This is a genomic window from Nocardia cyriacigeorgica NBRC 100375 (assembly GCF_000308555.1).
Taxonomy (GTDB): Bacteria; Actinomycetota; Actinomycetes; order Mycobacteriales; family Mycobacteriaceae; genus Nocardia; species Nocardia cyriacigeorgica.
In genome coordinates, this window is sequence record NZ_BAFY01000170.1 from 1 (window position 1) to 12971 (window position 12971).

Genomic DNA, 12971 nt, shown 5'->3' on the forward strand with positions numbered 1-12971 from the left:
CCTTGACGAACGGATTAGCCATCGATTGATCCCGCCTCCATCTGCTGCGCCGCTGTGCGCGACTCCAGTGCGCGACCGTCACGCACCCGATATGTGCCTATCCTCCACCATGTGGCGCCTGGACCGGGCCAACCCAGCGAGTAGGTTCCGCCACGGTCCGCTTCCGCCGCCTATGACGAATCTATCCGCTCTTGCCGGTGGCCCGCAGCGTTGCCACGGCACACCGCTGATTCGGGGCTCATGCGCTCCTCACCAGAACCAGGGTGTCCGAACGCGGGGCAGGGATGACGATCCTGGTGTCGCCGTCGATATGCGGGCGCACCTCGGCGCCGGCCACCGACATCGTGGCGGTGGCGGGTTCGGCGGACCCGGCCTCGGCCTCGTCCGCGAGCGCAGGCGCCTCGGCCGGGCCCGCGGGCACCGCGACGGCAGGCTCACGCACATCGTCCACGCCCGCCATGATCGTGCTCACGTCCCACAGCACTCGCGACAACGGAACATCCAAGGCCTCGCAGATCGCGGCCAGCAGCTCACTGGAGGCCTCTTTGCGGCCTCGTTCGACCTCCGACAGATAGCCGAGGCTGACCCGCGCGGATGTGGACACCTCCCGCAGAGTTCGCTGCTGGGCGAGACGCGCACGCCGCAGACTGTCACCGATCGCTTCTCGCAGCAGCGTCATCTCGGTCTCCTCACTCCCTGTCTCCAGGCGTCGGCGCGCATGCGCCGCTTTCTGGCACAACGTCCAGGTGCGTCCGGTTGGTTCCCGAGCGAGAGATCTCGCCGCGAATTCAGCCCGCCGCCGCCGGAGCCCGCACACATCGCAGGAGTTCGGCGACCGCCGTTCGAGCCGCACCGAGTCTGATGTTCCACCGGTCGCCGGACAGTTTCAACCGCATCACCTCGGTATGCCCTGGACCGGCCACTCCGAGGAAGACCGTGCCGACCGGGTATCCGCCCTGCGGGTCCGGGCCGGCGACGCCGGTCAGGGCGACACCCCAGTCGGCGCCGCAGCGCGTGCGCGCGCCCACGGCCAGCTGTTCTGCGGTGCTGGCAGCCACCGGCCCTTCGGTGTCGAGCACTTCGGCGCCGACGCCGGCCAGGCTGTGTTTGAGGTCGGTGGCGTAGACCACCAGGCCGCCGCGCAGCACCGCACTGGCGCCGGGAACCCCGGCGATGGCCGCGCTGAGCAGGCCTGCGGTCAACGATTCGGCGGTGGCGACGGTCTGTCCGGCCGCGGCCAGCGCGGCCACCAGTTCGGCCGCGGGCACCTGCGGGGTGAGCGGATCGTTCATCCGCTGCGGTGACGGGGGGATCCGGCGAACCACACCCGGGCCGCCTGGCCGACGTAATCGAGCCCGGTGGCCACCGTCAGCACCAGCGCCAGCCACATCAGCGCCATCCCCGCGGTGGCGAATCCACCGGCCAGCGGCAGTACGAGCACCGCGATGGCCAGCGACTGCACCAGGGTCTTCAGCTTGCCGCCGCGACCGGCCGGGATGACGCCGCGACGCACCACAACCAGCCGCAACAGTGTGATGCCGAGTTCACGGCCGCAGATCACGATCGTCATCCACCAGGCCAGATCACCCAGGATCGACAGCCCGATCAGCGCGGAACCGATGAGGGCCTTGTCGGCGATGGGATCGGCGAGTTTGCCGAAGTCGGTGACCAGACCGTATTTGCGGGCCAGTTGCCCGTCGAAGCGATCGGTGATCGCGGCAAGCCCGAACAGTGCCGCGGCGGTGATCCGCCACGCGGTGTCGTGACCGCCGCCGGCGAAGAGTGCCAGCACGAACAGCGGCACGAGCGCGATCCTGGCCATGGTCAGCACGTTCGCGATGTTCCACAGCGGAACAGCGGGCTCGGCGGGGGGCGGCACCAGACCCGGGCGCAGCGGCGCGGGACCGGACCAACCGCGATCCATTTCCTCGGGTTGCACGCTCATGGCCGCCTCTTGATCCAGTCGCGCTGCCCGGCGCGATGCGTTGAGCGGTACGACTGGGTGTGCGGCACATCTCCAGACTATCGGTAGCGGGGCCGACTACTGTGCACCCCATGACCTCACGGGGACCACTGAGTGGTTCGACCAGCGACGCACCCGCCGCGGTGCCCGCCGATCCCGCAGGCGCGGCGCCGTCCGACGCGCCCGCCACCGCATCGGCAGGCTCGCCTGATCGTGTCCCGACGGTGCGCCGTGCCCGAACCTCCGACGTCCCCGCGATCAAAGCCCTGGTGGACGTCTATTCGGGCCGGATCCTGCTGGAAAAGAATCTGGTCAATCTCTACGAGGCCGTACAGGAATTCTGGGTCGCCGAACAGGACGGCCGGCTGGTCGGCTGCGGCGCGCTGCACGTGTTGTGGGCGGATCTGGGTGAGGTCCGTACGGTCGCGGTGCACCCGGATGTGAAGGGCCAGGGTGTGGGCAAGCTCATCGTGCGCCGGCTGATCGAGGTGGCCAGGGAGCTGGAGCTGAGCCGGGTGTTCGTGCTGACCTTCGAGGTGGAGTTCTTCTCCAGGCACGGGTTCGTCGAGATCGATGGGACACCGGTGACGGCAGAGGTGTACGCCGAGATGTGCCGGTCCTACGACACCGGTGTCGCCGAATTCCTCGACCTCAGCTACGTCAAGCCGAACACCCTCGGCAACACTCGGATGCTGCTCACCCTCTGAGCGGCTCCTGCCCACCTTCGACAGAAAGCGATCCGACGTGCCGCTGTTCGCCGTCCACTACACCTACACCGCCGAGACCGTGCCGGGTCGCGACGAGCATCGCCCCGAGCACCGCGGCTGGCTGGCCGACCGGCTGGCCGAGGGCGCGCTGTTGACCAGCGGCCCGTATCCGGACGGCTCGGGTGCCCTGCTGGTGTTCCGGGCCGAGGACGAGCCCGCGCTGCGCGCACTGCTGGCCGAGGACCCGTTCGCCCGGAAGGACCTGATCACCGAGGTTCGGGTGCAGGAATGGCTGCCCATCTTCGGAGCGATGAGCGAGGCCTGAGCACCGGTGGCGCCGGCCCGCAAACGGACCGGCGCCACCTGGTTGCCGCTACTTTGCCGCTCGGTTGGTCTGCTTGGTACGCACCAGGCTCGCCACCGTCGCCACCACCAGGATGCCGATGATGACCGACAGCGAGAACGCGGTGGAGATCTCCGGCACCGAGACGTGCTCACCGCCGTTGATGAACGGCAGCGTGTTCTCGTGCAGGGCGTGCAGCACCAGCTTCACACCGATGAAGGCCAGGATCGCCGAGAGCCCGTAGGACAGGTACACCAGCCGGTCGAGCAGTCCTCCGATCAGGAAGTACAGCTGACGCAGGCCCATCAGCGCGAAGGCGTTGGCCACGAACACGATGTAGGGCTGTTCGGTCAGGCCGTAGATGGCGGGGATGGAGTCGAGCGCGAACAGCAGGTCCGCGAAACCGATGGCCAGCAGTGCCAGCAGCATCGGGGTGACCGCGCGACGTCCGTTGATCTTGGTGAGCAGCTTGTCGCCGTCGTATTCGTCGGTGGTCGGCACCAGCTTCTTGGTCAGCGCGACGATGCGGCTGTCGCGTTTCTGTTCCTCCTCGACCTCGTGCCCGCTCTCCCGCAGCAGCTTGACCGCGGTGTAGACCAGGAACAGGCCGAACAGGTAGAACACCCAGCTGAACGCGCTGATCGCGGCGGCGCCGACGGCGATGAACACACCGCGCATGACCAATGCCACCACGATGCCGATGAGCAGCACTTTCTGCTGGTACATCCGGGGCACCGCGAAGGTGGACATGATGATCAGGAACACGAACAGGTTGTCCACCGAGAGCGCCTTCTCGGTGACGAAGCCCGCGTAGTACTCCCCGGCGAAGGTCCCGCCCCACTTCCAGGCGATGAAGCCACCGAAGGCCAGCGCGAGGCCGATGTAGACCGCCGACCAGAAGGCGGACTCGCGGAAGGTCGGCTCGTGCGGGGTGCGTACGTGGGCGAAGAAGTCGAAGACGAACAAACCGAGGATCACCGCGACGGTGATCCCCCACTCCAGCGCGGTCACCTGCACGGTGCGCTCCGATCGGCAGTAAGACTCATGTCGTCAATCATGCCCGATTTGCCCGATTCACTCGGCTTGCGGGTTGGTTGCTCACCATGATTTCACATCCCGCGCAGGTCACCGCGCCCCGTGAGGTTCGTCTCGCGGACGCGTCCCCGCAGACCCGTCGGGCTATCGCACGACGAGGCTCGGGCCGCCGGAGGCGAACACCCGGGGGGCCCGCTGCCGCGCACGGGCCACGATCCACCGCCGCACAGGCATTTCCATCTAGGCAAATCATTCACCGCCGAAAAGGTCTTTTCCGGAACATTATTCGGGTGCTACCGTGGTATCCGTCATCGAAACCACTCACGTACCAATACCTCAGGCGAAAGGCCGGAATCATGAACGTGCAGCGCATTCACGAGCGGCAGATGCGCCGGCTCGGCGTCGCACGCCGAGCCGGTGAATTCGCCATGCCCGAGGCCGTGCTGAACTGCGACAGTCTCGCTCGCACCCGGAGCAGCCCCTAGCCGGACCATGCCGGATCCGGCAGGGGCCATTCCAGGGCGAAAGCCAGGAATGGCCCCTTTTTCGTGCCTATTCGTATTCGCACGACAAATTGCAGCCCGTTGCCCGGCCGATAAACCGGACGAATTCTACGGGTGCGGTCGATTCGGGAATTGTCATGCGTTTTTCGCGCTCGTAGCTCAACGGACAGAGCATCTGACTACGACTCAGAAGGCTGGGGGTTCGAATCCTCCCGAGCGCACACCGGCCGAGTGCCGTCCAGCACTCGGCCCGTGGCTCACGCAGGTTGCCGCCGGGGTCTCATAAGCCCCGGTCGCGTGGTTCGACTCCACGGTGAGCTCCGACGGAGGTCACTCCTCGTCCGATCCCGCCTGCGGTCCAAGCGAGCGGATCGGCCAGAGCAAACCTTCCGGACAAGAGCCCGCCGATCAGTCCTGCGCCTCCGCCGGCGGCTCGTCGCCACCACCGCGAATCGACCACAGCAGCCCTTCGAGCTCATCCGGTTTCACCAGCACGTCACGCGCTTTGGAGCCCTCGCTCGGACCCACCACATTGCGGGTCTCCATCAGGTCCATGAGCCGGCCCGCCTTGGCGAACCCGACCCGCAGCTTGCGCTGCAACATCGAGGTGGAACCGAACTGTGAGGTGACCACCAGCTCCACCGCCTGCAAGAACAGGTCGAGATCGTCGCCGATGTCGGGATCGACGTCCTTCTTCTCCCCCGCCTTAGCCGCGGTGACGCCCTCGGTGTACTCGGGTTCGGCCTGGTTCTTGGTGAACTCGACGACGGCGTGGATCTCTTCGTCGCTGATGTAGGCACCCTGCAGACGGGTCGGCTTGCCGGCACCCATCGGCAGGAACAGGCCGTCGCCCATACCGATCAGTTTCTCCGCGCCCGGCTGGTCGAGGATGACACGCGAATCGGTGAGCGAGGAGGTCGCGAACGCCAGCCGCGAGGGCACATTGGTCTTGATCAGGCCGGTCACCACGTCGACCGACGGGCGCTGGGTCGCCAGCACCAGGTGGATGCCCGCCGCGCGCGCCTTCTGGGTGATCCGCACGATGGCGTCTTCGACGTCACGCGGCGCGGTCATCATCAGGTCGGCCAGCTCGTCGACGATGGCCAGAATGTAGGGGTACGGCCGGTAGACCCGTGCGCTGCCCAGCGGCGCGGTGATCGCACCGGACTTCACCTTCTTGTTGAAGTCGTCGATATGACGGACCTTGTTGGCCTGCATGTCCTGATAGCGCTGCTCCATCTCCTCCACCAGCCAGGCCAGCGCGGCCGCCGCCTTCTTGGGCTGGGTGATGATGGGCGTGATCAGGTGCGGAATGCCCTCGTAGGGGGTCAGTTCCACCATCTTCGGGTCGATCAGGATCATCCTGACCTCCTCCGGGGTGGCCCGCTGCAGCAGCGACACCAGCATCGAGTTCACGAAGCTCGACTTACCGGAGCCGGTGGAACCGGCCACCAGCAGATGCGGCATCTTCGCCAGGTTCGCCGCCAGGAATTCACCTTCGATGTTCTTGCCGAGCCCGATCACCAGTGGATGGTGATCGTTGCGGGTCGAGGGGGCCTTGAGCACGTCGGCGAGGCGGACGAGTTCGCGGTCCGAGTTGGGCACCTCGATGCCGACGGCCGACTTGCCGGGAATCGGCGCGAGCAGGCGGACGTTCTCGGTGGCGACCGCATAGGCGATATTGCGGGCGAGGGCGGTGATCTTCTCGACCTTCACGCCCGGGCCGAGTTCGACCTCGTAGCGGGTGACCGTCGGCCCGCGCACGAAACCGGTGACCGCGGCGTCGATCTTGAACTGCACCAGCACCTCGGTGATCGCCTCGATCATCGATTCGTTGGCGGCACTGCGCTTCTTGGGCAGTTCACCGTCGGTGAGCAGACTCATCGGCGGCAGCGTGTAATCGCCTTCGATCACCCGGTCGGTGACGAACTCCGGTTCCTTCGGCGGCGGCGGCGTCTGATCGACGGCCTTGGCCGGCTTCGGCTTGGGTTTCGGCTTGGCCGGTTCGGCCGGGACTTCGGTGGCGATCGGCTTGGCGTCGCGCAGCGGCGGTTCGCCCAGCGATTCGGTGACGGCGTCGGATCCGGCGAACTCGTCGGTCGGATAGTTCTCCTCGGGTGTGCGGCCGCGTCGACGGGAACCGCCGCGAGTGAGCGGGAATCCGTCCTCGTCGTAGCCACCGGAGGCGAATTCGGGGTCATAGTCGTCGTATTCGTCGCCGCCGCTGGCGGTGCCGAAGTAGTGCCGGAACAGCGCGGGCACCTCACGCACGGTGGTGCCGGTGACCAGCAGCACGCCGAAGACGATGGCCAGCAACAGGATCGGCACCGACAGCCAGGCCGTCAGCCCGTCGGTGAGTGGGCCGCCGACCACGAACCCGACGAAACCGGCGGCGCGCGAACGTCCGTGCGCGTCGGTCGGTGCGCCTGCGGCGATGTGCCAGAGCCCGAGCATCGGCAGCCCGACGAGCAAGCCGCCGAGCACCAGCCGGGGCCGGATCTCCGGATGTGGTTCGGTGCGCATCAGCACCAGGGCGATACCGGCCGCCACGAACGGCAATGCGGCCGAAGCCGATCCGGACACCGCGCGGATCGCGTCTTCGACGAAGTGCCCGATCGGGCCGCCGGCCGAGAGCCAGACCGCCGCCGCGATGACGCCGCTGAGCGCGATCAACGCCAGCGCGATCCCGTCGCGGCGGTGCCCGTGTTCGATCTCCCCCGCCCGGCTGAGCGTGCGGGTGGTGGCGCCCAGTCCGCGTGCCAGCATGGTCCAGCCACCGCTGATCCCACGCCCGATGACCGCCAGTGGTGCGGTGTTGGATCGGGTGTGCGCCGGGCGGCGCGCGCCAGAGGCTCGAACCCGGCCTGCCGAAGCGCGACCGCGGGCCGCCGAGGTGCGGCCGCGGGCGGCCGAACCGGTGCGAGTCGCCGAACGAGATGGGTTCGTCGCCGAACGAGTGGAGGCCGCCGTTGTCCGCCCCCGTGCCGATCCCGCCCGCGCACGTGTCGTAGTGGTGCTGCGGGACTTACCTGCCATGACCTCAGGCTAGCCGCAAACGCACCATCTGGACCATCCGCAACACTGGTATCGCCTGTAACTTGTGCTGATGAGCGGGGCGAATGCCCAGGTGATGCGGTTCATCATGCACCCGACCGCGACGCGGGACACGCCGACACACCGACGCCGTCATGCGGTCGGCAACAGAAAACCCGCCGGACGACCGCTCGTCCGGCGGGTTCCACCGCGAGATTCAGACCCCGATGACCGTCGGCACGATCATCGGACGACGCCGATAGGTGTCGGCCACCCAGCGCCCGACCACCCGGCGCACGCCCTGGGCGATGCGATGGGTGTCGGTGATGCCCTCCCCGGCCAGGCGCAGCAGTTCCGATTCGACGAGCTGTGCGGCGTCCGACAGCGCGGTGGGATCGTCGGAGAAGCCGCGACCGCTGACCTCCGGCGTGCTGACCGCCTTGCCGGTGGTCTCGTCGATCGCGACGGTGATGGCGATGAAACCGCCCTCACCGAGCACGAGCCGGTCCGACAGGGTCGATTCGCCCACATCGCCCACCGACAGGCCGTCGACGTAGACGTGGCCGACCGGCACCCGGCCGACGATCGAGGCGATGCCGTCGACCAGATCGACCACGACGCCGTCTTCGGCCAGCACGACCCGGTCCTCCGGCACACCGGTGGCCACCGCGAGCGCGGCATTGGCGCGCAGATGCCGCCATTCGCCGTGCACGGGCATCGCATTGGTGGGCCGGACCGCGTTGTACAGGTAGAGCAGCTCACCCGCGGACGCGTGCCCGGAGACGTGCACCTTCGCGCTCTGCTGGGTGATCACCGAAGCGCCGAGCCGGGCCAGGCCGTTGACGACGGTGAACACCGAGTTCTCGTTGCCCGGGATCAGCGACGAGGCCAGCACGACCAGGTCGTCGGCGCGGATGTTGATCTGGCGGTGGTCGCCGCGCGCCATCCGCGACAGCGCCGACAGCGGTTCACCCTGTGAACCGGTCGAGATCAGCACCAGCTTGTCGCTGGGCAGCGTGGCGGCCTGATCGAGTTCGACGACGAGGCCGTCGGGCACCGTCAGATAGCCGAGGTCCTGGGCGATCTGCATATTGCGGACCATCGAACGGCCGACGAAACAGATGCGGCGGCCATACTTCTGGGCGACGTCGACCACCTGCTGGATGCGGTGCACGTGGCTGGCGAAGGAGGCCACGATCACCCGGCCCTTGGCCTTGCCGATCACGGTGTCGAGGACACCGCCGATCTCGCGTTCGGGGGTGACGAAGCCGGGGACCTCCGCGTTGGTGGAGTCGACCAAGAACAAGTCGACGCCTTCGTCGCCGAGGCGGGAGAATCCGGCCAGGTCGGTGAGCCTGCCGTCCAGCGGCAGCTGATCGAGCTTGATGTCACCGGTGTGCAGCGCGACGCCGGCCGGGGTGCGGATGGCGACGGCGAGTGCGTCCGGGATCGAATGGTTGACCGCGAAGTATTCACAGCCGAACGGCCCGTGCGTGGTGTGCTGGCCCTCGGTGACCTCCACCAGCTTCGGATGCTGGCGGTGCTCACGGCATTTGGCCGCGACGAGCGCCAGGGTGAATTTCGATCCGATGACCGGGATGTCGGGGCGCAACCGCAGCAGGAACGGCACGGCGCCGATGTGGTCCTCGTGGCCGTGGGTGAGCACGACCGCGACCACGTCGTCCATCCGATCCTCGATCGGGCGGAAGTCGGGCAGGATCAGGTCGACGCCGGGCTGCTGGTCCTCGGGGAACAGCACGCCGCAGTCGACGATGAGCAGCTTGCCGCCGTACTCGAAAACGGTCATGTTGCGGCCGATTTCGCCGATACCGCCGAGGGCGAAGACCCGCAGGCCGTTGCTCGGCGCCTTCGGCGGAGTGCCGAGACGATCCTGCGGTGCGACCGCGGCGCGCGGGTCGGGCTGGGGCGCGGACTGGTCGCCGCGGCCACGGCCGCCCTGCCGGGAACGGCCCTGCTTGCGCTGGCGGTCCTGGCCGGTACGGGATTCGGTGGCCTTCGCGGGCGCGGTGGCCTTCGCCGGTGTGGTCTGCTCCGGCGCGGTCTTCTGCACGGGCGCAGCTGGAGCCTCCGCCTCGCTCGGCGCGGGAGGAGGTGTGTCAGCGGGCTTTTCCGGTGCGACGGGCGGCTGCGGCGGACGCGGCGCGGCCGGGCCTGCGCCGCGGCTGGCGGAACGGCGGGGACGACGGCCTAGCGGGGCCGTCATCCGAGCACTCCTGCCGCGCGCAGATCGGCGCTGAGCAGGTCGAGTTGATCGGGACCCGGCATGAGCTGCGGCAATCGCGGCTCGCCGACATCGATGCCGAGCAGGCGCAGGCCGGCCTTGGACATGGCCACACCGCCGAGGCGCGCCATCGCGGCGTTCAACGGCACCAGGCCGGCGTTGATCTCACGGGCGCGGATCACGTCGCCCGCGGTGTAGGCGTCGACCAGTTCGCGCAGCCGCTCCGGCACCAGATGGCCGATGACGCTGATGAATCCGGTCGCGCCGACCGACAACCACGGCAGGTTCAGCGTGTCGTCACCGGAGTAGAAGGCCAGGCCGGTGGTCGCGATGAGTTCGGCGCCGGCATTGAGATCGCCCTTGGCATCCTTGACCGCGACGATGCGCGGATGCTCGGCCAGGCGGCGGATGGTGTCGGAGGCGATCGGCACGATCGAGCGCGGCGGAATGTCGTAGAGGGTGACCGGAAGATCGGTGGCGTCGGCGACCGCGGTGAAGTGCGCGATCAGCCCTTCCTGAGTGGGCCGCGAGTAGTAGGGCGTCACGACCAGCAAACCGTGAGCACCCGCGCGCTGCGCGTTGCGCGCCAGCTCCACCGAATGCGCGGTGTCGTAGGTTCCGGCGCCTGCGATCACGGTGGCGCGCGAGCCGACGGCGTCGACGACCGCGCGCAGCAGATCGGCCTTCTCCGACTCGGTGGTGGTTGGCGATTCACCGGTGGTCCCGGAGATCGCGAGCAGATCGACCCCACGGTCGACCAGGCGGGCCGCCAGCGCGACGCCGGCATCGACGTCGAGCTTGCCCTCGGCACTGAAGGGGGTCACCATCGCGACGCCGACCGTGCCGGAGGCACGCAGCCGACTCGAATCGCCGACGCTGCCGGGCCCTGGGTGGTTACGCATGCTGCCGCCTCCGGGCCTGCGCCTCGCACCGCGGTGTCGGCGTCGATTCACCGTTCGTCATGGTCAGAAAGGCTACCCGGTCCGGGTCACACCCTCGACACCCTCGTCGCCGTTCGGAGACGGCGGGCACATGATACCCGTCTCATGGCGGCTTGGTGACGTCAGATCGTTGCTTGAAAGACATCATTGGTGGCGTCACACTGATGTCATGGATCTGGACAAATACACCGCCCGATTACGCGCGGATCTGATCGCGGCGGCAGCGCTCGGCGATGAAAAGACCCAGGCCACGGCCGCCGCCCTGGCCGCGGCCGTGGAGAGTTCGACGCGGCTGGTGCTGTTGTCGGCGCTGTCGGAGATGGCCGCCGAGGTCAGCGCGGCACTCGCCGACCGCACCGTGCACGTATCGATGGACGGCACCGACGCCACCGTCGATGTGCGCAACCATCCGGCGACCGAATCCGAGCACCCCACCTTCGAGGAGATGACCGGCGATATCAGCCGGGTCACGCTGCGCCTGGTGGAGCAGTTGAAATCCCGGGCCGAGGAGGCCGCCGCGCAGAGCGGGCAATCGCTGAACTCGTGGATGTCCGGCGTGGTGTCGGGAGCGCTGCGCGATCAGATGCGCGGGTACGGCGGATACGGAGGCGGACCCAAGCGGCATACCAGCACCACTCGCGATACCGGCGGTTCCGGCGGTGAGTCCAGGGGCTCCGGCTCCGACCGCGATGCCGGCGGTGACGGCCGGGATTCCGACCGAAGCACCGGTAGTTCCGACTGACAGCGGCGGGTTCGGGCCCAGCGGCTGCCGCCTCACCGAGACCACAACGCAGGCGATTCCCCGCGACGGCCGGGACCCGCGGCGCCGGGCCACCGCCCTGGCGACGACCGGGGCAAGCGCCGGCCCCGGTTGTGTCAGCCGGCCCTGTGCAACAGCGGCGCCAGCTCGCCCCGCTCACCGATGACGATGTCGTCGAGCTCCAGCCAATCGGCCATCTCCCGCAGCGCCGTCCACAACGCCTGTGCCGTGCGGGCGTCGCAGTGGCCCGGTTCGGCGAAGGCGCCCGGCACCAGCAGCCGTCCGGCGCCACGTTCGGCGCGGACATCCACGCGGCCGACGAGTTCGCCGTCCAGCAGGAAGGGAAACACGTAATACCCGTGCACCCGTTTGTGTTCCGGGGTGTAGATCTCGATCCGGTAGTGGAAGCCGAAGACGCGTTCGGTGCGGGCCCGGAAGAAGATCAGCGGGTCGAAGGGACACAGCAGGGCGGCGCCGCCGATCCGGCGCGGTGTGGTGGCGCCGGCCCGCAGATAGGCCGACGCTCCCCAGTCGGCGATATCGACCGGGATCAGCTCGCCCGCGTCGACGAGGTCGGCGATGGCGGGTTTGGTCTGCGCCCCGGCCAGCCGGTAGTAGTCGCGCAGGTCGGGCTCGGTGGCCACGCCGAGTGCGGTGGCCGCGCGCAGCACCAGTTCCCGGACGGCCTCGTCTTCGGGGACCGACCGCTCGAACACCGACGAGGGCAGAACCCGCTCGGCGAGGTCGTAATGACGAGTGAACCCCACCCGGCGGCCGACCGAGAGTTCACCGGCGGCGAAGAGCTGCTCGCAGATCATCTTGGTGTCGCTGAGGTTCCACCACGAACCCGGCGGGCGCGGTTTGTCCAACTCCAGGTGCCGTTCCACCTCACCGGCGCTGGCCGCACCGACCTCGGCGATGACGTCGAGGATGTCTTTACCGAGGGTGGGATTGCGTTCGAGCACCGCGCGCGCACCACCCCAGCGCCCATGCCGGTAGCGCTGCATGCGCCAGCGCATCAGCGGCCAGTCCTCGACCGGTATCAGCGCCGCCTCATGCGCCCAGTACTCGACGAGAGTTCGAGGGCGGCGAGTGTCGGTGTGCCAGGCGGCCTCGTCCAATAGCGAGCGGTCGTAGGCGCCGATACGGCTGAACACCGGTGCGTAATGCGCGCGGACCACCGCCGAGACCGAATCCAATTGCAGCAGTTGGGTTCTGCCCAACACTCCGGCAACGGTGCGCCGGGTCGCCTTGGCCGGCCTCGGTTTGCCGAACCCCTGCGCCGCCAGGGCCGTCCGCCGCGCCGCCGCCGCACTCATCGTCCGCATACTCGTACCCTGCCATGGGGGTACGACAGGTACCGACTGTGAACGGCGCACCGTCGTCCGCCGATCCCTCCCGGCCTCCCGCGAGAACGCGTATGTGCGGAAGCCGGACGAGCCGA

General features: G+C 68.4%; 11 protein-coding genes and 1 tRNA gene. 4 read left to right on the top strand and 8 right to left on the bottom strand.

Annotated features, from left to right (window positions below; genetic code table 11):
* Positions 1-238: 238 nt before the first annotated feature.
* The 3 genes from RJ05_RS16150 to pgsA all read right to left on the bottom strand — a co-directional run bounded on the left by RJ05_RS16150 (position 239) and on the right by pgsA (position 1945).
* On the bottom strand, positions 239-679 hold the full coding sequence (locus tag RJ05_RS16150; protein WP_036538136.1) for a helix-turn-helix domain-containing protein: 441 nt from the start codon (positions 677-679) through the stop codon (positions 239-241).
* 109 nt (positions 680-788) lie between these two features.
* A complete protein-coding gene (locus RJ05_RS16155) occupies positions 789-1292 on the bottom strand; it encodes a CinA family protein (protein WP_036538137.1) in 504 nt (167 codons plus the stop codon).
* The gene (gene pgsA, locus RJ05_RS16160; RefSeq protein ID WP_036538138.1) at positions 1289-1945 is read right to left on the bottom strand and encodes a CDP-diacylglycerol--glycerol-3-phosphate 3-phosphatidyltransferase; all 657 of its coding nucleotides are present in this window, start codon (positions 1943-1945) and stop codon (positions 1289-1291) included. Before pgsA ends, RJ05_RS16155 begins: the two co-directional genes overlap by 4 nt.
* Positions 1946-2055: 110 nt before the next feature.
* Between pgsA and RJ05_RS16165 the strand changes: the two genes are divergently transcribed.
* Together RJ05_RS16165 and RJ05_RS16170 are read left to right on the top strand one after the other, a co-directional pair.
* Positions 2056-2670, top strand: coding sequence for an amino-acid N-acetyltransferase (locus tag RJ05_RS16165; protein WP_036538139.1), 615 nt, complete (start codon positions 2056-2058; stop codon positions 2668-2670).
* Between the two features lie 37 nt (positions 2671-2707).
* Positions 2708-2995 carry a YciI family protein gene (locus RJ05_RS16170; protein ID WP_036538140.1) on the top strand — a complete coding sequence of 96 codons (288 nt, stop codon included), beginning with the start codon at positions 2708-2710 and terminating at the stop codon, positions 2993-2995.
* A 48-nt stretch (positions 2996-3043) separates the two neighbouring features.
* On the opposite strand, the gene RJ05_RS16175 is transcribed toward RJ05_RS16170, so the two are convergent.
* Positions 3044-4030 (bottom strand): TerC family protein, encoded by a 987-nt coding sequence (locus RJ05_RS16175; RefSeq protein WP_036538142.1) that lies wholly within the window; start codon positions 4028-4030, stop codon positions 3044-3046.
* A 669-nt stretch (positions 4031-4699) separates the two neighbouring features.
* Here RJ05_RS16175 and RJ05_RS16180 point away from each other — a divergent pair.
* Positions 4700-4772, top strand: a tRNA-Arg gene (locus tag RJ05_RS16180).
* Between the two features lie 187 nt (positions 4773-4959).
* On the opposite strand, the gene RJ05_RS16185 is transcribed toward RJ05_RS16180, so the two are convergent.
* The 3 genes from RJ05_RS16185 to dapA form a co-directional block, all read right to left on the bottom strand.
* Positions 4960-7587: a DNA translocase FtsK gene (locus tag RJ05_RS16185; protein ID WP_036538148.1), complete on the bottom strand. Its 2628-nt coding sequence runs from the start codon at positions 7585-7587 to the stop codon at positions 4960-4962.
* A gap of 214 nt (positions 7588-7801) precedes the next feature.
* A complete protein-coding gene (locus RJ05_RS16190; RefSeq protein ID WP_036538151.1) occupies positions 7802-9808 on the bottom strand; it encodes a ribonuclease J in 2007 nt (668 codons plus the stop codon).
* Entirely contained in the window at positions 9805-10728 is a 924-nt protein-coding gene (gene dapA, locus RJ05_RS16195; RefSeq protein ID WP_036538154.1) for a 4-hydroxy-tetrahydrodipicolinate synthase, read from the bottom strand. Before dapA ends, RJ05_RS16190 begins: the two co-directional genes overlap by 4 nt.
* A 208-nt stretch (positions 10729-10936) precedes the next feature.
* Between dapA and RJ05_RS16200 the strand changes: the two genes are divergently transcribed.
* Entirely contained in the window at positions 10937-11509 is a 573-nt protein-coding gene (locus tag RJ05_RS16200; protein ID WP_036538155.1) for a hypothetical protein, read from the top strand.
* Between the two features lie 134 nt (positions 11510-11643).
* Here the strand turns inward: RJ05_RS16200 and RJ05_RS16205 are convergent, their stop codons facing one another.
* Positions 11644-12855 carry a winged helix-turn-helix domain-containing protein gene (locus RJ05_RS16205; RefSeq protein WP_036538157.1) on the bottom strand — a complete coding sequence of 404 codons (1212 nt, stop codon included), beginning with the start codon at positions 12853-12855 and terminating at the stop codon, positions 11644-11646.
* Positions 12856-12971 lie beyond the last annotated feature (116 nt).